Source organism: Pseudoduganella namucuonensis (assembly GCF_900116645.1).
In the GTDB taxonomy this organism is placed as follows: domain Bacteria; phylum Pseudomonadota; class Gammaproteobacteria; order Burkholderiales; family Burkholderiaceae_D; genus Rugamonas; species Rugamonas namucuonensis.
Map to the genome: position 1 here is coordinate 227867 of NZ_FPBO01000003.1, position 20672 is coordinate 248538.

Annotated in this window: 21 protein-coding genes; 8 read left to right on the forward strand and 13 right to left on the reverse strand. The window is 66.3% G+C overall.

Going from position 1 to position 20672, the window contains the following annotated elements:
• Positions 1-15: 15 nt before the first annotated feature.
• The 9 genes from BM436_RS05000 to BM436_RS05040 form a co-directional block, all read right to left on the reverse strand.
• Positions 16-441, reverse strand: coding sequence for an organic hydroperoxide resistance protein (locus tag BM436_RS05000; protein WP_093554155.1), 426 nt, complete (start codon positions 439-441; stop codon positions 16-18).
• A gap of 179 nt (positions 442-620) precedes the next feature.
• Positions 621-1196 carry a YceI family protein gene (locus BM436_RS05005; protein ID WP_093554158.1) on the reverse strand — a complete coding sequence of 192 codons (576 nt, stop codon included), beginning with the start codon at positions 1194-1196 and terminating at the stop codon, positions 621-623.
• 24 nt (positions 1197-1220) lie between these two features.
• On the reverse strand, positions 1221-2264 hold the full coding sequence (locus BM436_RS05010) for a histone deacetylase family protein (protein WP_093554160.1): 1044 nt from the start codon (positions 2262-2264) through the stop codon (positions 1221-1223).
• A gap of 18 nt (positions 2265-2282) precedes the next feature.
• Entirely contained in the window at positions 2283-3875 is a 1593-nt protein-coding gene (gene gshA, locus BM436_RS05015) for a glutamate--cysteine ligase (RefSeq protein ID WP_093554162.1), read from the reverse strand.
• A 176-nt stretch (positions 3876-4051) separates the two neighbouring features.
• Complete coding sequence (gene prmC, locus BM436_RS05020; protein ID WP_093554376.1) at positions 4052-4870, reverse strand: peptide chain release factor N(5)-glutamine methyltransferase; 819 nt, start codon at positions 4868-4870, stop codon at positions 4052-4054.
• The gene (locus tag BM436_RS05025; RefSeq protein ID WP_371859621.1) at positions 4870-5340 is read right to left on the reverse strand and encodes a disulfide bond formation protein B; all 471 of its coding nucleotides are present in this window, start codon (positions 5338-5340) and stop codon (positions 4870-4872) included. The genes prmC and BM436_RS05025 overlap by 1 nt, the downstream gene beginning before the upstream one ends.
• Positions 5341-5512: 172 nt before the next feature.
• Positions 5513-6589, reverse strand: coding sequence for a peptide chain release factor 1 (gene prfA / locus BM436_RS05030; RefSeq protein WP_093554164.1), 1077 nt, complete (start codon positions 6587-6589; stop codon positions 5513-5515).
• Between the two features lie 84 nt (positions 6590-6673).
• Positions 6674-7948: a glutamyl-tRNA reductase gene (gene hemA, locus BM436_RS05035; protein WP_093554166.1), complete on the reverse strand. Its 1275-nt coding sequence runs from the start codon at positions 7946-7948 to the stop codon at positions 6674-6676.
• Positions 7949-8128: 180 nt separating this feature from the next.
• Entirely contained in the window at positions 8129-8818 is a 690-nt protein-coding gene (locus tag BM436_RS05040) for a response regulator transcription factor (protein WP_093554168.1), read from the reverse strand.
• Positions 8819-9044: 226 nt separating this feature from the next.
• On the opposite strand from BM436_RS05040, the gene BM436_RS05045 reads away from it, so the two are divergent.
• Positions 9045-9551, forward strand: coding sequence for a PLP-dependent aminotransferase family protein (locus tag BM436_RS05045; protein WP_093554170.1), 507 nt, complete (start codon positions 9045-9047; stop codon positions 9549-9551).
• Between the two features lie 20 nt (positions 9552-9571).
• On the opposite strand, the gene minE is transcribed toward BM436_RS05045, so the two are convergent.
• The 4 genes from minE to metE form a co-directional block, all read right to left on the reverse strand.
• The gene (minE, locus tag BM436_RS05050) at positions 9572-9823 is read right to left on the reverse strand and encodes a cell division topological specificity factor MinE (protein ID WP_056400827.1); all 252 of its coding nucleotides are present in this window, start codon (positions 9821-9823) and stop codon (positions 9572-9574) included.
• A 1-nt stretch (position 9824) separates the two neighbouring features.
• Positions 9825-10640 (reverse strand): septum site-determining protein MinD, encoded by an 816-nt coding sequence (gene minD, locus BM436_RS05055; protein ID WP_093554172.1) that lies wholly within the window; start codon positions 10638-10640, stop codon positions 9825-9827.
• A 29-nt stretch (positions 10641-10669) separates the two neighbouring features.
• The gene (gene minC, locus BM436_RS05060; protein ID WP_093554174.1) at positions 10670-11437 is read right to left on the reverse strand and encodes a septum site-determining protein MinC; all 768 of its coding nucleotides are present in this window, start codon (positions 11435-11437) and stop codon (positions 10670-10672) included.
• A 264-nt stretch (positions 11438-11701) separates the two neighbouring features.
• Positions 11702-14215, reverse strand: a complete 2514-nt coding sequence (gene metE, locus BM436_RS37705) for a 5-methyltetrahydropteroyltriglutamate--homocysteine S-methyltransferase (protein ID WP_229489060.1) — start codon at positions 14213-14215, stop codon at positions 11702-11704.
• Positions 14216-14326: 111 nt separating this feature from the next.
• Here metE and BM436_RS05075 point away from each other — a divergent pair, with 111 nt between their 5' ends.
• From BM436_RS05075 to BM436_RS05105, 7 genes are all read left to right on the forward strand, one after another.
• Positions 14327-15235, forward strand: a complete 909-nt coding sequence (locus BM436_RS05075) for a LysR family transcriptional regulator (protein ID WP_093554176.1) — start codon at positions 14327-14329, stop codon at positions 15233-15235.
• Between the two features lie 121 nt (positions 15236-15356).
• Positions 15357-15707, forward strand: coding sequence for a phasin family protein (locus BM436_RS05080; RefSeq protein ID WP_093554178.1), 351 nt, complete (start codon positions 15357-15359; stop codon positions 15705-15707).
• 64 nt (positions 15708-15771) lie between these two features.
• Positions 15772-16950 carry an acetyl-CoA C-acetyltransferase gene (locus BM436_RS05085; protein WP_093554180.1) on the forward strand — a complete coding sequence of 393 codons (1179 nt, stop codon included), beginning with the start codon at positions 15772-15774 and terminating at the stop codon, positions 16948-16950.
• Between the two features lie 40 nt (positions 16951-16990).
• Positions 16991-17731 carry an acetoacetyl-CoA reductase gene (gene phbB, locus BM436_RS05090; protein WP_093554182.1) on the forward strand — a complete coding sequence of 247 codons (741 nt, stop codon included), beginning with the start codon at positions 16991-16993 and terminating at the stop codon, positions 17729-17731.
• A 99-nt stretch (positions 17732-17830) separates the two neighbouring features.
• A complete protein-coding gene (locus BM436_RS05095; RefSeq protein ID WP_093554184.1) occupies positions 17831-19165 on the forward strand; it encodes an amino acid deaminase in 1335 nt (444 codons plus the stop codon).
• A 45-nt stretch (positions 19166-19210) separates the two neighbouring features.
• On the forward strand, positions 19211-20167 hold the full coding sequence (pip, locus tag BM436_RS05100) for a prolyl aminopeptidase (protein WP_093554186.1): 957 nt from the start codon (positions 19211-19213) through the stop codon (positions 20165-20167).
• A gap of 51 nt (positions 20168-20218) precedes the next feature.
• Complete coding sequence (locus tag BM436_RS05105; RefSeq protein WP_093554188.1) at positions 20219-20665, forward strand: DUF2721 domain-containing protein; 447 nt, start codon at positions 20219-20221, stop codon at positions 20663-20665.
• Positions 20666-20672 lie beyond the last annotated feature (7 nt).

Here is a 20672-nt window from a genome sequence, read left to right on the forward strand (position 1 = left end):
GCTGGAGGGCGATGCTTAAACGATGGTCAGGGTGACGTCGATGTTGCCGCGGGTGGCGTTCGAGTATGGGCACACGATGTGCGCCGCGTTCACCAGCTTCTCGGCGGTTTCGCGGTCCAGGCCTGGCAGCGACACTTTCAGTTCCACTTCGATGCCGAAGCCGGTCTCGATCGCGCCGATGCCGACGGTGGCGTCGATCGAGGTGTCCGCCGGCACGGCGATCTTGTCGCGGCCGCCGACGAATTTCAGCGCGCCGATGAAGCAGGCCGAGTAGCCGGCGGCGAACAGTTGCTCGGGATTGGTGCCCACGGCGCCGGCGCCGCCCAGTTCTTTCGGGGTGGTCAGTTTCACATCCAGCACGCCGTCGGACGAGACGGCACGGCCTTCGCGGCCACCGGTGGATTTAGCGTTTGCGCGGTACAGGACTTGTTGGATCGACATGATGGATTCCTTTGCTGTGGTGGGGTTTAGTCGCTATCTATTGAATAGCGTCCTACTTTTTGCTACTTCTCGCCGCGTGTGCGGCGTCGATGGAGTTACTTTACATCGTGCACTATGTAATAGCAAGCGATATTTTTAATAGTCGCCATGGCCGTGCGCCTCTTCACGCGCCGCCGCCGCTACTTCGCCGCCACCGCCTCCACCTGGATGCGCAGTCCCACGTCCATCGAGAAGCCATAATCCTTGCCCGCCGCCAGGCCGAAATCCTCGCGGTTGAACGTGGCGGACGCGTCCGCGCCGCACAGCTCGCGCTTCAGCATGGGGTGGGGGATGCATTTGAAGCGGTTCAGCTTGAGCGTGAGCGGCTTGGTCACGCCATGCAGCGTCAACTGTCCCTGCACCTCGGTGGGCGCGCCGCCGGCCAGGCTGAGCGTGCCGGTGTAGCGCGCGGTCTTGCCGTGTTTTTTCACGTCGAAGAAGTCCTTGCCCTGCGCCCACTTGTTGAGCAGGTCCTCGCCGAAGTCGATGCTGGACAGGTCGATGGCGATATCGACCGTGCCCTGGCCGGCTTCGCGGTCCAGCGTGACCTTGCCGCTGTTCTTGTTGATCTTTCCGCGCCAGAAGGAGATGCCCATGTGGTCGGCCTCGAAGCTGGGGAAGGTGTGGTGAGGGTCGATGTCGTAGGTCACGGGGGCGGCGCCGGCGAGGCCGCTGGCGAACAGGGTGGCGGCGAACAGGGTGCTGCTGATCTTCATGGCGTCTCCTTTTTCGGTGGGTGGTTACAGCGCGGTCTCGAAGCCTTCCAGCACATTGACGACGTTCACGCCCAGCTCCTTCACCGCGTAGCCGCCCTCGAACACGAAGGCGGTCGGCAGGCCCAGGTAGGCCAGGCGCTCGCCGATGCGCAGGTAGTCGGCGCTTTGCAGCGTGAAGCGCGACAGCGGATCGCCGGCGAAGGTGTCCACGCCCAGCGACACCACCAGCGCCTCCGGCTGGTACATCTGCAGGCGCAGGCAGGCCGTTTCCAGCGCCGCGAACCAGGCTTGCGCGCCGGTGCCGGCTGCCAGCGGCAGGTTGACGTTGTAGCCCAGGCCCGCGCCCGCGCCGGTCTCGTCGGCATGGCCCAGGTAGAACGGGTACTCGCCGCGCGGGTCGGCGTGCAGGGAGACGAACAGCACGTCGTTGCGGTCGTAGAAGATGCTCTGCGTGCCGTTGCCGTGGTGGTAGTCGATGTCCAGGATGGCGACCTTGCGCAGGCCGTCGTCCAGCAGGTGCTGGGCCGCCAGCGCGGCGTTGTTGAGGAAGCAGTAGCCGCCGAAGAAGTCGGCGCCGGCGTGGTGGCCGGGGGGACGCGTCAGCGCGAAGGTGCTGCGTTCGCCCAGCCGCAGCGCGTGCGCGGCGTTGACGGCGCAGTCGGCGCCGGTCTTGGCGGCGGTCCAGGTGCCGGCGGTGAGGGGCGTGCCGCTGTCCATCGAGTACAGGCCCAGGCGCGCGCAGAAGTTGTCCGGCTCCACGTCCGAGCGCAGGGTGCGCACCGGCCACACGGCGGGGAAGGCGTCCTTGCCGGCGTTGGCGGGATCGAGCGCCAGCCATTCGTTCCAGGCGCCGCGCAGGAATTGCAGGTAGCGCGGCGTGTGCACGCGCTCCAGCGTCATCAGGGGCACGCCGTGCGGCGTGACGATGCTGCCCAGGCCGCGCCGGCCCAGTTCGGCCAGCACCGCGTCGGCGCGCTCGGGTTTTTCAAAGCACGGCACCATCTCGCCACGGAAGATCTCGTGGCGTCCGCGATGCTGGGCGTGCAGTTCGTTGTAGAAGGTCAGCACGCGGGGCCCCGGGGCGGATCAGTTGGTGTCGTGGCAGAGATTGCTGGCGCGGTAGGCCGCCACGAAGTCGTCGAAGCTGCCCGTCGGCGCGCGCTCGAGCTCGGCCTGTTCGGCCAGCGATTGCTTGGCCAGCGCCGTGAAATAGGCGTGCTCCGCCTCGGTGGGGGGATGGCTGCGGAAGTAGGCGGCGTGCAGCTCGCTCTGGCGCAGGCCGAAGGCGGCGAAGGAGCCGCCGTTGGCGCGCAGTTCGCGCAGCACGCGGGCCGACGGCGTGCGGTCCGGATCGTTCAGCTTGGCGGCCTGGGCGGCCAGCGCGTCGACGTGCGCGGAGCCGCCGCGTTCGCGGTCCAGCAGCTCGGCCACCGGGCGGATGCGTTCCAGCAGTTCGTGGCCCCAGGCCGGCAGCGACACCTCCGCGCCGTCCTTGCGCAGGGTCAGCCCGGGACGGCGGCCCTCCTTGACGGTGCGGGCGAAGTTGTCGGTGTGCACGCGGCCCTCGTCCTCGGAGATGGTCGCGCTTTGCTCCAGCGCGCAGAACAGCAGGAAGGCGTCCAGGAAGCGGCCCGTTTCGAGGCTGATGCCGACCGGTTCGAACGGGTCCACGTCCATGCAGCGCACTTCGATGTATTGCACGCCGCGCGAGCACAGCGCCTGGATCGGCCGCTCGCCGCTGCGGATCACGCGCTTGGGCCGTATCGTCGCGTAGTATTCGTTCTCGATCTGGATCACATTGGTCGACAACTGCACCCATTCGCCGTTCTGCTTGGTGCCGATGGCGGCGTACGGCTCGTAGGGCTGGTTGACCGCCTTGGTCAGCGTGGCGACGTAGCTGTCCAGGCAGTTCTCGTGCGGGCTGAGGCCGGACTGCGCGTCGTTCTGGTAGCCCAGGTCGCTCATGCGCAGGCTGGTGGCGTGCGGCAGGTAGAGGGTGTCGTCCGACAGCGTTTCGAGGCGGTGCGGCTTGCCGCGCAGGAAGCTGGACGACAGCGCCGGCGAGGCGCCGAACAAATACATCAGCAGCCAGCTGTAGCGGCGGAAATTGCGGATGGTGGCGAAGTAGCTGTCCGACTGGAAGGCCTTGGCCGACAGCTTGCGTTCGCGGTTCTCGCTCTCGTCGAGCAGGCGCCACAGGCGCTCGTCCAGCGAGTAGTTGTAATGGATGCCGGCGATGCATTGCATGGCCTTGCCATAGCGCACCGCCAGGCCGCGCCGGTAGACGTGCTTGAGCATGCCGATGTTCGATTTGCCGTACCACGCGATGGCGATGTCCTCTTCGGACGGCAGCTGGCAGGGCATGGACTGGCTCCACAGCATCTCGTCGCCGAGCTTGCTGTAGCTGAAGCGGTGGATGCCGTCCAGCTTTTCCAGCGTGGTGGCGATGTCGTGCTCGGCCGGCGTGATGAATTCCAGCAGCGCCTCGGCGTAGTCGGTGGTGATTTCAGGATGGGTCAGCGCCGAGCCCAGGGCCGCCGGATGCGGGGTGTCCGCCAGGTGGCCGGTGGCATCCACTCGCAGGGTTTCCCGCTCTATGCCGCGCAGGCCGCCACGCAGCACCGGTAGGTGCGCCTCGTCGGCCAGCAGGGCCAGGCGGCGTGTCAAGAGATTGGACAATTTGGTCTTCCTATTCTGGTGCAGCAATCAAGATGGATGCGAGATTAACCGAAAACGGCCAAGCGCGTCGGCGGCGGCAAAAACGATCGGATTGCTATATTAACAAAACACACGGAAGAGGGTGGAGCGGGCCCTTGGCGAGCCCGGCCGGGTCCGGCGCGGGGCCGGAGGCGGCGTCAGGGACGGCGTCCGCCGCTCACCCGTTCGATGCCGGCCAGGTCGCGCCAGCTCTGCACGTCAGTGTAACCCTGGGCCGCGAGCAGGGCGCGCACCGCTACCGCCTGGTCGTAGCCATGCTCCATCAGCAGCCAGCAGCGCGGCGCCAGGCGGGCCGGCGCGCCCGCGACGATGGTGCGCAAGGCGGAGAGGCCGTCGGCGAAGTCGGTCAAGGCGCCGGGGGGCTCGAAGCGCAGGTCGCCCTCGGACAGGTGGCGGTCGCCGTCGGCGATATAGGGGGGATTGGAAACGACGAGGTCGAACCGCTCGTCGCCGACGGCGGCGTACCAGTCGCTTTCCAGCAGGCGCACGGCCACCTGGTTCAATTCGGCGTTGCCGCGCGCCACCGCCAGCGCCTCGGGGCTGACGTCCAGCGCGGTCACCGCCGCGTCCGGGCGCGCGTGCGCCAGCGACACCGCGATGGCGCCGCTGCCGGTGCCCATGTCCAGCGCGCGGCCGGACGGCGGCAAGTGTTCGATGGCGAGTTCCACCAGCAGTTCGGTGTCCGGCCGCGGGATCAGCACGGCCGGGCCCACGTTGAACGGCAGGCCGTAGAACTCGCGCCGGCCGACGATGTAGGCGATGGGTTCGCCGTCCAGGCGGCGCTGGATCAGGGCCGACAGGCGTTGGGCCTCGTCTTCCGTGAGCGCGCGTTCGGATTGCGTGATCAGGCCCACGCGCGTCAGGCCCAGCGCGTGACACAGCAGGATGCGGTTGTCGAGCGGGTCCAGCGGCGACTGCGCCTGCAGCTGCGCGACGGTGGCGCCGGCCGCCACCATCATGCGCGGCGGCCGCGCAGCAGCGTCCAGCCCAGCGCGACCGCGAACAGGCCGAACCAGACGAACGACCATTGCGGGATCGACAGGCCCAGGAAGCCCTCGGTGGCGTTCTCGCACAGGCCGTCGGCCTGGAACAGGAAGGGCAGGTAGGTGGCGGTGGGGATCTTGTTGAGGATGGTTTCCATGGGGTCGATGCCGCAGGAGAAACCGGGGTGGGCCAGCACGTACAGGTGCTTGCCGGCCACGCCCAGGCCGCCCAGCGCGCCCAGCAGGCCGACGCCGGTGGCGATGGCGGGGCGCTGCATGAAGTAGCCGGCCAGGCAGGCGAAGCCGATCAGCAGGAACAGGTAGCGCTGGATCACGCACAGCGGGCAGGGCAGCAGATCCACGACATGCTGCAGGTAAAGCGCGACGCCGATCAGGCCGAAGCAGGCCAGGGCGATGGACAAAAGCAGGGTACGTGGATTCATGATGAAGATCAAAGATTGAGGGCGCGCCAATTTTCGCACAAACCGGAGGCTGGAGCCTTATCCGGTCCTTAAGGCGATGCGCCGTCGGCCGCCCTGGGGACAGACCCGCGGCCCGAGCCCCATGCCTTGGCCGTGGCTTGTGGCGCGGAGGGGCTGTCCCCGGTTTGGCGTATTAATCCCCCAGCGCCGCCAGCAGCTCGGCCTGGTGTTCGGCGGCCAACGCGTTGGTCAGCTCGCTCAGGTCGCCGTCCATGATGAAGTCCAGCTTGTACAGCGTGAGGTTGATGCGGTGGTCCGTCATGCGCCCCTGCGGGTAGTTGTAGGTGCGGATGCGCTCGCTGCGGTCGCCCGAGCCGATCAGGCTCTTGCGGGTGGCGGCCTCCTTCGACTGCTGCTCGCGCAGCTGCACGTCCTTGATGCGCGCCGCCAGCACCTTCATGGCCTGGGCCTTGTTCTTGTGCTGCGAGCGGTCGTCCTGGCACTCGACCACGATGCCGGTCGGCAGGTGGGTCAGGCGCACGGCCGAGTCCGTCTTGTTGATGTGCTGGCCGCCGGCACCGGACGCGCGGAAGGTATCGATGCGCAGGTCGGCCGGGTTGATGTGCACGTCCTCCACCTCGTCCGCCTCCGGCATTACCGCCACCGTGCAGGCCGAAGTGTGGATGCGGCCCTGCGTCTCGGTGGCCGGCACGCGCTGCACGCGGTGGCCGCCCGATTCGAACTTCAGCTTGGAATACACGCCGTTGCCCACCAGGCGCACGATGACCTCGCGGTAGCCGCCCAGGTCGGACGCCGATTCGGACACCATCTCCACCTGCCAGCGGTTGCGCTCGGCGAAGCGGGTGTACATGCGCAGCAGGTCGCCGGCGAACAGCGCGGACTCGTCGCCGCCGGTGCCGGCGCGGATCTCCAGGAAGATGTTGCGCTCGTCGTTGGCGTCCTTGGGCAGCAGCATCTTCTGCAGTTCCATCTCCAGCGCGGCCAGGCGCTCCTTGCCGGCCTCGATCTCCTCCTGCGCGAACTCCTTCATTTCCGGATCGGACAGCATGGCTTGCGCCTCGGCGATGTCGCCCTGCGCGCCCAGGTAGTCCTTGTACAGCGCGACCAGCGGACCGAGCTCGGCGTGCTCGCGCGTCATTTTGCGGTAGCTGTCCATGTTGGCGGTGGCGCCTTCGGACATCAGCAGTTCGTCGAGTTCGTCCAGGCGGTTGGCCAATTGGTCCAGCTTGGCCAGCATTGATGGTTTCATGGGCTATCTTTTCTAAGGCGTTGGGGATGCCCCGGGCGGGGGCGGGCGTGCTTCGGTGGCGCGGACGCGCCGGATCGGACGCAGCTAACGGCGGCCGCGGAACAGCTGCGGCAGCAGCGTGGCCAGGTGGGCGCGCTCGTCGCCCTGGGCGCGGTGCAGCGCCTGCTGCGGGCCGTGCATGAACTTGGCGGTCAGGCCCTTGGACAGCGCCTCCAGCACGGCGTCGACGTCCTCGCCCTTGGCCAGCATCTTGCGCGCGCGCTCCAGCTCCAGCTGGCGCATGGCCTCGCCGCTCTCCTGCAGGCTCTGGATGACGGGCACCACGGCGCGGTCGTCGATCCAGTGCATGAAGGACTGGACCCGGGTCTCGATGATGGCCTCGGCCTGCGCGACGGCGGCCTGGCGGTTCTCCATGCCGGTCTGCACCACCTTGCCGAGGTCGTCCACGGTGTACAGGAACACGTCGTTCAATCGGCCCACCTCCGGCTCGATGTCGCGCGGCACGGCCAGGTCGACCATGAACATGGGCTTGTGGCGGCGCGCCTTGACGGCCCGCTCCACCATGCCCAGGCCGATCAGCGGCAGCGACGAGGCGGTGCAGGACACCACGATGTCGTACTGGTGCAGCTTGTCCTGCAGCTCGGCCAGGCGCATGGCCTTGGCGCTGAAGCGGTGCGCCAGCTGCTCGCCGCGCTCCATGGTGCGGTTGGCGATGGTGACGCTTTTCGGATTCTGCGCCGCGAAGTGGGTGGCGCACAGCTCGATCATCTCGCCGGCGCCGATGAACAGCACGTTCTGCTCGGCCAGCTTGTCGAAGATGCGTTGCGACAGGCGCACGGCGGCGGCCGCCATGGACACGCTGTGGGCGCCGATCTCGGTGGTGCTGCGCACCTCCTTGGCCACCGAGAAGCTGCGCTGGAACAGCTGGTGCAGGTAGGTGCCCAGGCCGCCCGCCTCCTCGGCGGTGCGGATCGCGTCCTTGATCTGGCCCAGGATCTGCGTTTCGCCCAGCACCATCGAGTCCAGCCCGGAGGCGACGCGGAAGGTGTGGCGCACGGCGTCGTGCTGGGGCAGCATGTACAGGTGCGGCCGCAGTTCGGCGTAGTTCAGCTTGTGGAAGTCGGCCAGGAAATGCGCGCCGGCGTCCAGCGGATTGGCGACCTGGCTGGCCGCGTACAGCTCGGTGCGGTTGCAGGTGGACAGGATGGCCGCCTCGTCGGCGCCGCCCGGCGCGATGCGCTCGAACCAGGCCCGCGCCGCCACCACGGCCTGACCCAACTGGTCGGGCGCGAACGCCAGCTGTTCGCGCAGCGACACTGGGGCGGTGGTGTGGTTGAGGCCGACGGCAAGCAGTTGCATTTCGGTGTGGGTGGGGTAGGCGTTAGCGGTGATTATACCGTGATGCGCCCGACGGCAGCGGCGGGCGGGGCGTTAAGCCGGTCCCGCCCCCATATAGTCGCTATAACGCCGCGCCGCGCCATGGCCATAAGCGAACTGAGCCCCATTTGGGGCCTGGCCCCAAATGGGGCTCAGTTCGCTTCAGGCGCCCAGTTTCTCCAGGCGGTAGCCATAGCTGTATACGGGCACCAGGCGGAAGCCGTTCTCCGGCTTGAGCTGCAGCTTGTTGCGCACGCGCGAGACGTGGGTGTCCATGGTGCGCGACGGGATGGCGGTCTCGCGTATCCACACCGCCTCGTGGATGTAGGCGCGCGACAGCGGGCGGCCGATGTTGCGGAAAAACAGCAGCGCCAGCGAGAATTCCTTGTGCGTGACGTCCAGCACGGAGCCGTCCATCAGCAGCCGGCCGGGCCGCGTTTCAAACACATACTGGCCGAATTGCAGCTGTTCGGCGCCGTTTTGCGTGGGATAGGAACGGCGCAGCAGCGCCTGCACGCGCGCCAGCATCTCGCTGCGGCGCAGCGGCTTGATCATGTAGTCGTCGGCGCCCGCCGCCAGGCCGTCCACGATGTCGTCCTCGCCGGCGCTGGTGGCCAGGAACAGCACGGGCGCCTTGTCCGGCATCTTCTCGCGGGCGCGCCGCACCACCTCGGCGCCGTCCATGTCCTCCACCTGCCAGTCCATGACCAGCATGTCGTAGCTGTCCTTGCGCATGTGGGCCAGCAAGTCCTTGCCAGTCTGGAAACCGTGGCACAGGTGGCCGGCCGAGGTCAGCACCTGGCAGATCAGGTCCGATTGGGTCCGGTCGTTGTCTAAAACTACGATTCTCATGATTTGGCGTTCGCAATCGGTAACGGAGTCTCGCTTACCGTGCGGGTTAATGTGGTAACAGAAAGTAAGGCAATTTTACAAGGTTCGGATGCCTAAGCCGTCAACTTTTTTCCAATGGGAATTAAATGATTACTTTAGCAAACTCGCCGCACCATCACACGGTACACTGTAAAAACCGCCTTTTCAATGGCCTTTGGTACAATTGCCCGCATCACGAAAAGTCACCATGTTTACCAAAAAAGCCACCGAATGGACCCTGGTACCCTCGTCCGAGCCTGAGATCGCGGAGGTGCGCGCGCGTTGCCGCCGCCTGGTGCAGCGGCGCGCGGCGGTGTCGGCCGGCATCTCCGCCGTGCCCTTGCCGGGGCTGGACGTCGTGACCGACCTGCGCCTGTTCTCGGTGCTGATCGACGACATCAACCGCGAGTTCGGCCTCACGCCGGAGCAGGTCGAGCGCATGCGGCCGGAACTGAAGGTGCGCGCCTACGAGGCGGCCGTCAGCGTGGGCGGCACGATGGTGGGGAAATACATCACGAAGGAATTGCTGCTGCGGCTGGTGCAGCGCGGCGCGGGCACGGTGGTGGCCAAGCAGGCCAGCCGTTTCGTGCCGCTGGCGGGACAGGCGGCGTCGGCCGCGATCGGCTTTTTCGCCTTCCGCCAGATCGGCTACCAGCATGTGGAGGCCTGCGCCAAGGTGGCGCAGAGCTTGATGGCGGCCCCGGGCAAATCCTAGGGCGCCGCTTGGTTCCGGACTCAGGCGTCCGGCAGCACCACGTTCACGTCCAGCACCTCCAGGTTGCCCTGGCGGTCCAGCGAGATTTTGATGTCGTCCGCGTTCACCTTGGTGTACTTGGAGATCACTTCGATCAGTTCCTTGTGCAGCGCTGGCAGGAAATCAGGACCGGCGCGGCCGTTGCGTTCGCGCGCGATGATGATCTGCAGCCTTTCCTTGGCGGCGGTGGCCGTCTTGGGCTTGGACGGGAACAGAAAAGACAGCAGGGCCATATCACTTGCCTCCGAAAATGCGCTGCAGCAGGCCGGGCTTTTCGTAATTGGTAAAGCGCAGCGGCAATTCCTGGCCCAGGAACCGCGACACCACATCCTCGTAGGCCTCGGCCACGTCGGTCCCCTTGAAGTGGATCGCCGGGTTGCCCTGGTTGGAGGCGTGCAGCACCGATTCCGACTCCGGAATGATGCCGATCAGCGGGATGCGCAGGATTTCCTGCACGTCCTGGTAGGACAGCATTTCATCGGCTTCCACGCGTTTCGGCGAGTAGCGGGTGATCAGCAGGTGTTCCTTGACCGGCTCGCCGCCCGACTGGGCGCGGCGCGACTTGGCCTGGATGATGCCCAGGATGCGGTCCGAATCGCGCACGGACGACACTTCCGGGTTGGTGACGATCAGCGCCTCGTCGGCGAAGGTCAGCGCCATCAGCGCGCCGTGCTCGATGCCGGCCGGCGAATCGCAGATGATGTATTCGAAGCCCATGTTGATCAGCTCGTGCAGCACCGCCTCCACGCCGTCCTCGGACAGCGCGTCCTTGTCGCGCGTCTGCGAGGCGGGCAGGATGAACAGGTTGTCGCAGTGCTTGTCCTTGATCAGGGCCTGGGTCAGCGAGGCTTCCTTGTTGATGACGTTGATCAGGTCGTACACCACGCGGCGTTCGCAGCCCATGATCAGGTCGAGATTGCGCAGGCCGACGTCGAAGTCGATCACCACGGTCTTGTGGCCACGCAGGGCCAGGCCGGACGAGAAGCTGGCGCTGGAAGTCGTCTTGCCGACACCGCCCTTGCCGGACGTTACAACGATAATTCTTGCCACAAAAGTAATCCTTTTCCGAAAGCTGAGCTTTATGCGCGAGTTGGTGAATTGACCGATAGTATATCGATTCGGTCTCCGACCAGGCTGATTTGTGTGGGCTTGCGTGCGTGTTCGGCCGGGAAACCCTCTTCAAAAGTGCTGTAAACGCCGGCAATCGACACCAACTCCGGCTGCATGGACAGGGCGAAGATGCGCGCGCTGGCGTTGCCGGAGGCGCCCGCCAAGGCGCGGCCGTTGAGCGTGTTGTAGACGTGGATGCTGCCGTCGGCGATGATCTCGGCGCCGTTGTTGACCACGGCCGTCACGATCAGGTCGCCGCGCGAATAGATGCGCTGGCCGGCGCGGACCGGGGTGTCGATGATCACGGTGTCGGCGGCGGCGGCCGCGGCCGTCGCGGGCGGCGCCGGCGCGGCGGCGGGCGTCTGGACAGGGGCCGGCGCCGGTTCGGCCGCTGCGGCGGGGGCTTCCTCGTCGCGCTTGCCGGTGTCGATGGACAGGCCCTGGGCCAGGATTTCCTCGACCATGTCCGGCGCGGCGTTGCGCACGGCCACCGGGTTCAGGCGGTATTTCTTCAGCAGGGCGATGGTGCTGGCCCAGTCCATGCGTTCGCAGCCGGGGGCCAGCGAGCCGACGTCGATCACGGCCAGGTCGCCCTCGAAGAAGTCGGGCACGCCGCCGGTCATTTCATTCAGGGCCGCGTCCATCGCGATGCCATCCGAGGTGTACAGGATGGCGGAGACGGCGACAACGGTGGAAATCTTGATTTCGATGGGCTTGTGGAACGGGCTTTTGGACATAAAACGATCTAGCGATCAATAAAAGGGAGTCTGCTTGGCGGCCCGCGGCCGTGCTTGCCCACAGGCTCAAGCATTTTACTGTGGTTGGCGCAGAAATGGGAGTGCCTTTTTATTAATCAAATCGCGGGGGGAGGCAGGAACGGCGGGGTGTTGACGCCGCTGACGCCGCTTTGGGGTCAGACCCCAAAGCGGCGTCAGCAGTTATCGCTTCGGGGATTCGGCGTCCCCGTCAGACCCGAAGCGGTGTCAGCAGTTATGGCGTGCTCAGGCCGCGCGCAGTTGGCGGGCGGCCGCCACCATGTTGCGCAGCGCGCTTTCCGTTTCCGGCCAGCCGCGCGTTTTCAAGCCGCAATCGGGATTGACCCACAGTTGTCCGGCAGGAATCACCGCGCTGGCCTTGCGCAGCAAGTCCACCATCTCCGCCGTGTCCGGCACGCGCGGCGAGTGGATGTCGTACACCCCGGGGCCGATCTCGTTCGGATAGCGGAAGGCGCCGAAGCCGGCCAGCAGCTCCATCGCCGAGCGGCTGGTCTCGATGGTGATCACGTCCGCGTCCATGGCGGCGATCTGCGGCAGGATGTCGTTGAACTCGGCGTAGCACATATGGGTGTGGATCTGCGTGCCGTCCGCCGCCGCGCCGGCCGCCACGCGGAAGGCGCGGGTGGCCCAGTCCAGGTATTCGTGCCAGCGGCCGCGGCGCGGCGGCAGTCCTTCGCGCACGGCCGGCTCGTCGATCTGGATGATGCCGATGCCGGCCCGTTCCAGGTCCGCCACCTCGTCGCGGATGGCCAGCGCGATCTGCAGCGCGGTCTGCGCGCGCGGCTGGTCGTCGCGCACGAAGGACCATTGCAGGATGGTGACCGGGCCGGTCAGCATGCCTTTCATCGGCCGCGTCGTCAGGCTCTGCGCGTACACGGTCCAGTCCACCGTCATGGCCCGGGGCCGGGAGACGTCGCCGTAGATGACGGGCGGCTTCACGCAGCGCGAGCCGTACGATTGCACCCAGCCCAGCCGCGTGAAGGCGAAGCCGTCCAGCTGTTCGCCGAAGTATTCGACCATGTCGTTGCGTTCGGCTTCGCCGTGCACCAGCACGTCCAGGCCCAGTTCCTCCTGGCGGCCCACGGCGAAGGCGATCTCGGCGCGCATGCTGGCCTCGTAGCTTTCTGCGGGCAGCTCGCCGCGCTTGTGGGCCGCGCGCGCGGAGCGGATGGACGCGGTTTGCGGGAAGGAGCCGATGGTCGTGGTCGGATAGGCGGGCAGCTTGGAGCGCGCCCGTTGCGCGGCCTGGCGCGCGGGGAAGGGCGAGGCGCGGCGGTCGGCGTCCGGCGCCAGCGCGGCGATGCGCGCCGCCACCGCCGGATTGTTGACGCGCGGGCTGGCGCGGCGGCTGGCGCAGGCCGCCCGGGACGCGGCCAGCGCGGCCTCGAGCCGCGCGGCGTCGGGTTCAGCGGTCCGGCCCGGCAGCCCGCTCCCGCCTGGCAGCGCGGTCCCGTCGGACAGCCCGCTCCCCTTGGGCAGCCCGGTCACGCGAGACAGCCCGGCACCGTCGGCCAGACCGGTCCCGTCGGACGGGCCGCTGTGGCGGGACAGTGCTGTCGGGGCCGGCGCCGCCTGCGCGGCGAAAGTCGCCAGGGCCGCCTTCAGCAGCGCCAGTTCGTCCAGCTTCTCGGCGGCGAACGCCAGCCAGCTTTTCACCTCCGGGTCCAGCGCGTGTTCGCCGGCCAGGCTGAAGGGCACATGCAGCAGGGAGCACGAGGTGGATAGCCACAGTTTGCCATCGCGTTTGGCGAAGATGGGCAGGAGTTGCGCCAGCGCCGCGTCCAGGTCGGTGCGCCAGATGTTGCGGCCGTCGACGATGCCCACCGACAGCACCTTGTGCGCCGGCAGCCAGTCCGTCACGCTGGTCAGCTCGTGCGCGGCCCGCACGCCGTCCACGTGCAGGCCGGCCACCGGCAGGCGGCATGCCAGGCTGACGTTTTCCTCCAGCGGCGAGAAATAGGTCGCCAGCAGTAGCGGCACGCCCACCTGGTTCAGCTGCCAGTAACCGGTCTCGAACGCGCCGCGCCAGGCCGGCGGCAGGTCCAGGCCGAGGATGGGTTCGTCCATTTGCACCCAGCCCACGCCCAGCGCCTTGAGCCGGTCCAGCACCGCGCCGTACACGGGCAGCAGCTTGTCCAGCAGGCTCAGGCGGTCGAAGCCGGCCGCGCGTTCCTTGCCCAGCCACAGGAAGGTCAGCGGACCGATCAGCACCGCCTTCACCGCGTGGCCCAGCGCCTGCGCCTCGGCCACCTCGGCGAACAGGCGTTCGCAGGCCAGCGAGAACTCGGTCTCCGGCGAAAACTCTGGAACCAGGTAGTGGTAGTTGGTGTCGAACCACTTGGTCATTTCCAGCGCGTGGCTGTCGTGATGGCCACAGCACGCGCCGCCATGTTCATGGGCATGCCCGTGCCCCGCCACGCCGCGCGCCATGGCGAAGTAGCGCGCCAGCTGGCTTTGCCCGGCGTGGAATCCGAAGCGCGCCGGTTCGCAGCCCAGCAACTGGATGTGGTTGGCCACCTGGTCGTAGAAGGCGAAGTCGCCCACGGTCACCAGGTCCAGGCCGGCGTCGCGCTGGCGCGCCCAGTGCCGGGCGCGCAGCGTGGCGCCGGTTTCCTCCAGCGCCGCCTCGCCGATGTCACCGCGCCAATGACGCTCCAGCGCGAACTTCAGTTCGCGCGCCTCGCCGACGCGTGGAAAACCGGGAATATGGGTCTGGATTTGTGCCGTAAAAGTCGTCATTTGTTGTCATCCGCGTTAAATATTGGTGTTGTAAAGTGTGCGGCAAACGGGTTTATAATCAAAACGAAAGTTTTTGCGACTCAACTTGAAAATAATTAATATAGAGCCCCCATGCTGGAAATACGCCACCTCCGCACCTTGAGCGCGCTGCGCTCCGCAGGCAGCCTGGTGCGCGCCGCGCAGCTGCTGAACCTGACGCAGTCCGCGCTGTCGCATCAAATCAAATTGCTGGAGGATCGCTACGGCGGGCCGCTATTTGAGCGCAAATCAATGCCGATCGGCTTCACCGCCACCGGCGCGCGCCTGCTGCGCCTGGCCGATACGCTGTTGCCGGAAATCGAGCTCGCCGAGCGCGACGTGGCGCGCCTGTCGCAGGGCGACCAAGGCCAGCTGCGCGTGGCGCTGGAATGCCACACCTGCTTCGATTGGCTGATGCCGGTCATGGACGAGTTCCGCAAGCGCTGGCCGGAGGTGGAGATCGACTTGGTGTCCGGTTTCCACAGCGAACCGGCGGACTTGCTGCGCGGCGGCCAGGCCGATCTGGTGATCGGTTCCGATTACAGCGCCGATTACGCCACCTTCCCGCTGTTCCGCTTCGAGATCCAGGTGGTGATGGCGCAAAAGCACCGCTTGCAGGCGCAACGCCGTTTAACCGCTTCCGATTTTGGCGGAGAAACTTTAATTACCTATCCGGTGCCCGAGGAACGCATCGACCTGATCCGCGAAGTGCTGCGTCCGGCGGGAATCGCATTCGAGCGCCGCACCGCCGAATTAACGGTGGCGATACTGCAGTTGGTCGCCAGCCGCCGCGGCATAGCCGCCTTGCCCAATTGGGCGATAAAAAATTATCTTGATTACGACTACGTAATTGCACGTAGCGTGGGCGAGTCCGGCCTGTGGAGCGATTTGTTCGTTTCGGTGCCGGAGCCCTTACGCCATAAGGCTTTCGTGCTTGACTTCGTCAACGTGATACGTGAGCAATGCGCCGCGACGCTGGACGGTATCAAACTCTTGTCGTGACAATTCGTTATATTTCGAACACAATGAAATTGGTACGATTGAGCTAAATCAAAGACCGTGCTGAAAAGCGCGAGTACGATCTGATTTTCGTCACGTCGATCATCGTTCTCCAAAGGAATACATGTTTAATCCCGAACAGATTTCGCAAGCGCAATCCCTGATCGAAGCTCAGTACCAAAGTTTTAACACCTGCGCGCGCGCCCTGCTGCAAAGCAGCGCAAGCCTGGTGGACCTCCAGCTCGACACCGTCAAAACCGCACTGGCCACCGCCACTGTCGCCTCCAACCAAATGCTCTCGCTGAAAGACCCGCAGGATTGGTTCAGCCTCACGGCCGCCCAATCGCAGCAGGCGTTCGACCGCGCGCAAGCGTATGGCAGGCAGGCGGCGGGCATCGCCAGCGGCGCGCAGGCCTCGTTGAGTGTGGCGGTCGAGCCGCTGCAAGGGTTATTCCACAATTTGACGCGCAAATAGCTAGAATGAAGTCACGCTTGTCTTTATCACATGGCCACTCCGGCCAAGTTCATTGGAGAAACACATGGATGACGTAGTAATCGTTGCGGCGGGCCGCACCGCAGTAGGCAAATTCGGTGGCAGCCTGGCCAAAGTCTCGGCCGCCGACCTGGGCGCGCACGTGATCAAGGGCCTGCTGGCCAAGACCGGCATCGATCCCAACCTGATCAGCGAAGCCATCCTCGGCCAAGTGCTGACCGCCGGCGTGGGCCAGAATCCCGCGCGCCAGGCCGTCATCAAGGCCGGCTTGCCGAACAGCATACCCGCCTACACCATCAACAAGGTCTGCGGCAGCGGCCTGAAGGCGACCCACCTGGCCACGCAGGCCATCAAGTGCGGCGACGCCAGCATCATCATCGCCGGCGGCCAGGAAAACATGAGCGCCTCGCCGCACGTGCTGAACGGCTCGCGCGACGGTTTCCGCATGGGCGACGTGAAGATGACCGACACCATGATCGTCGACGGCCTGTGGGACGTGTACAACCAGTACCACATGGGCGTCACGGCCGAGAACGTGGCCAAGAAATACGAGATTTCCCGCGCCGAGCAGGACGAGTTCGCGCTGCAATCGCAGCTGAAGGCGGAAGCCGCGCAAAAAGCCGGCAAGTTCAAGGACGAGATCATCCCGCTGGAGATCGCGCAGAAGAAGGGCAGCGTGCTGTTCGACAGCGATGAATACATCAAGGCCGGCTCGACGCTGGAAGCGCTGGCCGGCCTGCGTCCCGCCTTCGACAAGGCCGGTTCGGTCACCGCCGGCAACGCCTCCGGCCTGAACGACGGCGCCGCCGCGGTCATCATGATGACCGCCACCCAGGCGCGCGAGCTGGGCCTGACCCCGCTGGCCAAGGTCAAGGCCTACGCCTCGTCCGGCCTGGACCCCGCCTTCATGGGCATGGGCCCGGTGTCGGCCGCCAAGCTGTGCCTGAAAAAGGCCGGCTGGACTCCGCAAGACTTGGACCTGATGGAAATCAACGAGGCGTTCGCGGCGCAGGCGCTGGCCGTGAACAAGGAAATGGGCTGGGATACGAGCAAGATCAACGTGAACGGCGGCGCGATTGCTATCGGCCACCCGATCGGTGCGTCCGGCGCCCGTATCCTGGTCACGCTGCTGCACGAAATGGTGCGCCGCGACGCCAAGAAAGGTCTGGCATCGCTGTGCATCGGCGGCGGCATGGGCGTGGCGCTGGCAGTTGAACGCGCTTAATTTGGCAAAGTAACACTGTTCAAATAAGAGGGGATAAAAAATGGCAAGAGTTGCATTGGTAACAGGTGGTATGGGTGGTCTGGGCGAAGCGGTTTGCATCAAGCTGGCCGCGCTGGGCTACAAGGTGGTAACCACGTATTCCCCCAGCAATAAGAAGGCAGATGAATGGCTGGCCACCATGCGCGACCAGGGCTACGACTTCAAGGCGTATCCATGCGACGTGGCCGATTTCGATTCGGCGCAGACCTGCGTGGCCGCCATCCAGAGCGAGATCGGTCCCGTCGACGTGCTGGTCAACAACGCCGGCATCACCCGCGACATGACCTTCAAGAAGATGGACAAGGTCAACTGGGACGCCGTGATGCGCACCAACCTGGACTCCGTGTTCAACATGACCAAGCCAGTGGCCGACGGCATGGTTGATCGCGGCTGGGGCCGTATCATCAACATCTCTTCCGTCAACGGCCAGAAGGGCGCGTTCGGCCAGACCAACTACTCGGCCGCCAAGGCCGGCGTGCACGGTTTCACGAAGGCGCTGGCGCTGGAAGTGGCGCGCAAGGGCGTCACCGTCAACACCATCTCGCCGGGCTACATCGGCACCAAGATGGTGATGGAGATCCCGCAGGAAGTGCTCGACACCAAGATCATTCCGCAGATTCCGATGGCCCGCCTGGGCAAGCCGGAAGAAGTGGCCGGCCTGGTGGCCTACCTGTCGTCCGAGGAGGCGGCGTTCGTGACCGGCGCCAACATCGCCATCAACGGCGGCCAGCACATGTCCTAAGACGTCGTCCGCTTCGACTCGAAAAGCACCGCCGGGCACCGCCTGGCGGTGCTTTTTTTTCGCCGCCGTAGGACAATGGCGGGACCACAGGAGGCTTATATGGACCGACTTTTGCCCGATGGCGGGCTGGCGCTGGCCAGCCTGTCCGAACAGCTGCTGCAGCCCGGCGTGAAGGGCTTGCCGCTGACCGAGCCCATGCGCCAGGGCGCGATCGGCGTGCAGCGCTGGAACGTGCTGCGCGGCGACACCGGCTATCCGGTCGCGCTGCTGAAGGAGTCCGCGCTGCTGCACAACCTGGACTGGATGCACCGCTTCTGCGCGAAACACGGCGCGGTTCTGGCGCCGCACGGCAAGACCACCATGAGTCCGCAGCTGTTCGGCGCGCAGATCGCCAACGGCGCCTGGGGCATGACGCTGGCCACCGCCGCGCAGGTGCAGGTGGCCTATCGCTTCGGCGTGCGCCGCGTGCTGCTGGCCAACCAGCTGGTGGCCCCGGCCGAGATCCGCGCCATGCTGGCGCTGATGCGCGACGATCCGCATTTCGACTTCTACGCCCTGGTCGATTCGGAGGAGGGCGTGCACCGCCTGTCGCGCGCCGCCGTCGCCGCCAGGCTGGGCAGGCCGCTGCCGCTGTTGGTGGAGCTGGGCCTGTCCGGCAAGCGCGCCGGCTGCCGCACCGCGGAACAGGCGTTGGCGCTGGCGCGGAAGGTGGCCAAGGCGCCCGGCCTGGAGCTGGCCGGCATCGAGGGCTACGAGGGGCTGCTGCACAGCCATGACCGCGCGGGCAGCCTGGAGGCGGTGCGCGCCTACGTCGCGGCGCTGGCGGACCTGGTGCGCGAGGCCGACGGCAAGAAGCTGTTCGGCGGCGATCGCATCCTGCTGTCGGCAGGCGGCTCGGCCTATTTCGACCTGGTGGCGCACGGCTTCGCCGGCATGCGGGGCTTGTCGCGGCCCGTGCTGCCGGTGCTGCGCAGCGGCTGCTACCTCACCAACGACCATGGCTTCTACCAGAACCTGACCCAGGACGTCGACGAGCGCGAGAAGGTTTCGGCCGGCCTGCGTCCCGCGCTGGAGGTGTGGAGCATGGTGCTGTCGCGGCCCGAGCCCACGCTGGCCATCCTGTCCATGGGCAAGCGCGACGCCTCCCACGACATGGAGCTGCCGCTGGCGCTGTACACGCACCGGCCCGATCCCGAAGCCGCGGGCGGCGCCGAGGCCACCGCGCTGCCGCCCGGCTGCCGCGTCGAGAAGATGAACGACCAGCACGCCTACCTGCGCCTGCCCGAGGGCGACCCGCTGTGCGACGAACTGAAAGTGGGCGACCTGATAGGCTGCGGCATCTCCCATCCCTGCACCACGTTCGACAAGTGGCCGCTACTGCTGGTGGTCGATGACGCCTATACCGTGCGCTACGCGGTGAACACGTTTTTCTGAACGGGACAGCCTGCTACAATTCAGCCACACCCGCAAAGGATACCCATGCCAGACACGATCCCGTCCCTGTACCCTCCCATCGCCCCCCTGCGCCACGGCATGCTGGCGGTGGACGGGCTGCACACCATTTACTGGGAGGAGGTCGGCAATCCGAATGGCATACCGGTGCTGTTCCTGCACGGCGGCCCGGGCGCCGGCCTGTCGCCGGCGCACCGCCGCTTCTTCGATCCGCAGCAGTACCGCGTGATCCTGTTCGATCAGCGCGGCGCCGGCAAATCGTCCCCGCTGGGCGAGTGCCGCAACAACACCACCCAGCTGCTGATCGCGGACATCGAACGCCTGCGCGCCATGTTCGGCATCGGCCAGTGGCTGGTGTTCGGCGGCTCCTGGGGCTCCACCCTGGCGCTGGCCTATGGCCAGGCGCACCCCGAGCGCTGCCTGGGCTTCGTGCTGCGCGGGATCTTCCTGTGCACCCAGCGCGAGATCGACTTCTTCCTCGACGGCGCCGAATGGTTCCACCCGGACGTGTACGACGAATTCGTGTCGCAGCTGCCGGCGGAGGAGCGCGGCGACCTGCTGCGGGCCTTCGTCAAGCGCATCATGAGCGACGATCCGGCCGTGTACTGGCCGGCGGCGCGCGCCTGGAGCCGCTTCGAGGGCCGCCGCGTGTTCCTGATGCCGCAGCCGGAGGAGCCGCCGTCGGACACGCTGGACCTCGGCGTGGGCCGCCTGGAATCGCACTACATGGCCAACCTGGGCTTCTTCGAGCCGGACCAGCTGCTGAACAATGTGGACCGCATCGCCCACCTGCCGGTGGTGATCGTGCAGGGCCGCTACGACGTGATCTGCCCGCCCGTCTCGGCTTGGCGCCTGCATAAGGCCTGGCCCGGATCGGTGCTGAAAATGATCCCGGACGCGGGCCACGGCGCCATGGAAACCGGCATCACGCGCGCGCTGGTCGGCGCCACCGAACAGTTCAAGCGCCTGCGCCATTTCGAATAAGGGCTGGCGGCCTGTTACACTGTGGTCTGGACCCAGCAACCCCCGCGCTACATGAACATACAAGTCGGCGACATAGGCCACATCATCCAACTGGCGATCGCGCCGGTGTTTCTGCTCACCGGCGTCTGCACCAACCTGATGGTGCTGACCAACCGCCTGGCGCGCATCATCGACCGCTCGCGCGTGCTGGAGGACCGGCTGGACGTCGGCTCCAACGACAACTACCTCAATGAGCTGGACGTGCTGTACCGTCGTTCGCACCTGATCAACGTGTCGATCTTCTCGTCCACCGCCTGCGGCCTGCTGATCTGCCTTGTGATCGGCATGCTGTTCGTCGGCGACACGCTGAACCTCACGCTGGACAAGTACATCGCCGGCCTGTTCGTGGTGGCGATGGCGGGCCTGATCACCAGTTTCGTCTACCTGCTGCGGGAGATTTTCATCGCCTCCGCGGCCATGCGCGCGCACCGCCACGTGCGCCCCCCTTTAAAGAAATAAGAGTACC

Excerpts from the sequence above, each read along its gene's own strand:
- pip (WP_093554186.1), top strand. The coding sequence starts at position 19,211 with ATGCCAGACACGATCCCGTCCCTGTACCCTCCCATCGCCCCCCTGCGC.
- minC (WP_093554174.1), bottom strand. The coding sequence starts at position 11,437 with ATGTCCAAAAGCCCGTTCCACAAGCCCATCGAAATCAAGATTTCCACC.
- BM436_RS05000 (WP_093554155.1), bottom strand. The coding sequence starts at position 441 with ATGTCGATCCAACAAGTCCTGTACCGCGCAAACGCTAAATCCACCGGT.
- BM436_RS05040 (WP_093554168.1), bottom strand. The coding sequence starts at position 8,818 with ATGAGAATCGTAGTTTTAGACAACGACCGGACCCAATCGGACCTGATC.
- BM436_RS05045 (WP_093554170.1), top strand. The coding sequence starts at position 9,045 with ATGTTTACCAAAAAAGCCACCGAATGGACCCTGGTACCCTCGTCCGAG.
- BM436_RS05085 (WP_093554180.1), top strand. The coding sequence starts at position 15,772 with ATGGATGACGTAGTAATCGTTGCGGCGGGCCGCACCGCAGTAGGCAAA.
- BM436_RS05095 (WP_093554184.1), top strand. The coding sequence starts at position 17,831 with ATGGACCGACTTTTGCCCGATGGCGGGCTGGCGCTGGCCAGCCTGTCC.
- BM436_RS05105 (WP_093554188.1), top strand. The coding sequence starts at position 20,219 with ATGAACATACAAGTCGGCGACATAGGCCACATCATCCAACTGGCGATC.
- hemA (WP_093554166.1), bottom strand. The coding sequence starts at position 7,948 with ATGCAACTGCTTGCCGTCGGCCTCAACCACACCACCGCCCCAGTGTCG.
- minE (WP_056400827.1), bottom strand. The coding sequence starts at position 9,823 with ATGGCCCTGCTGTCTTTTCTGTTCCCGTCCAAGCCCAAGACGGCCACC.
- phbB (WP_093554182.1), top strand. The coding sequence starts at position 16,991 with ATGGCAAGAGTTGCATTGGTAACAGGTGGTATGGGTGGTCTGGGCGAA.
- metE (WP_229489060.1), bottom strand. The coding sequence starts at position 14,215 with ATGACGACTTTTACGGCACAAATCCAGACCCATATTCCCGGTTTTCCA.
- BM436_RS05080 (WP_093554178.1), top strand. The coding sequence starts at position 15,357 with ATGTTTAATCCCGAACAGATTTCGCAAGCGCAATCCCTGATCGAAGCT.
- BM436_RS05075 (WP_093554176.1), top strand. The coding sequence starts at position 14,327 with ATGCTGGAAATACGCCACCTCCGCACCTTGAGCGCGCTGCGCTCCGCA.
- prmC (WP_093554376.1), bottom strand. The coding sequence starts at position 4,870 with ATGGTGGCGGCCGGCGCCACCGTCGCGCAGCTGCAGGCGCAGTCGCCG.
- BM436_RS05005 (WP_093554158.1), bottom strand. The coding sequence starts at position 1,196 with ATGAAGATCAGCAGCACCCTGTTCGCCGCCACCCTGTTCGCCAGCGGC.
- prfA (WP_093554164.1), bottom strand. The coding sequence starts at position 6,589 with ATGAAACCATCAATGCTGGCCAAGCTGGACCAATTGGCCAACCGCCTG.
- BM436_RS05025 (WP_371859621.1), bottom strand. The coding sequence starts at position 5,340 with ATGAATCCACGTACCCTGCTTTTGTCCATCGCCCTGGCCTGCTTCGGC.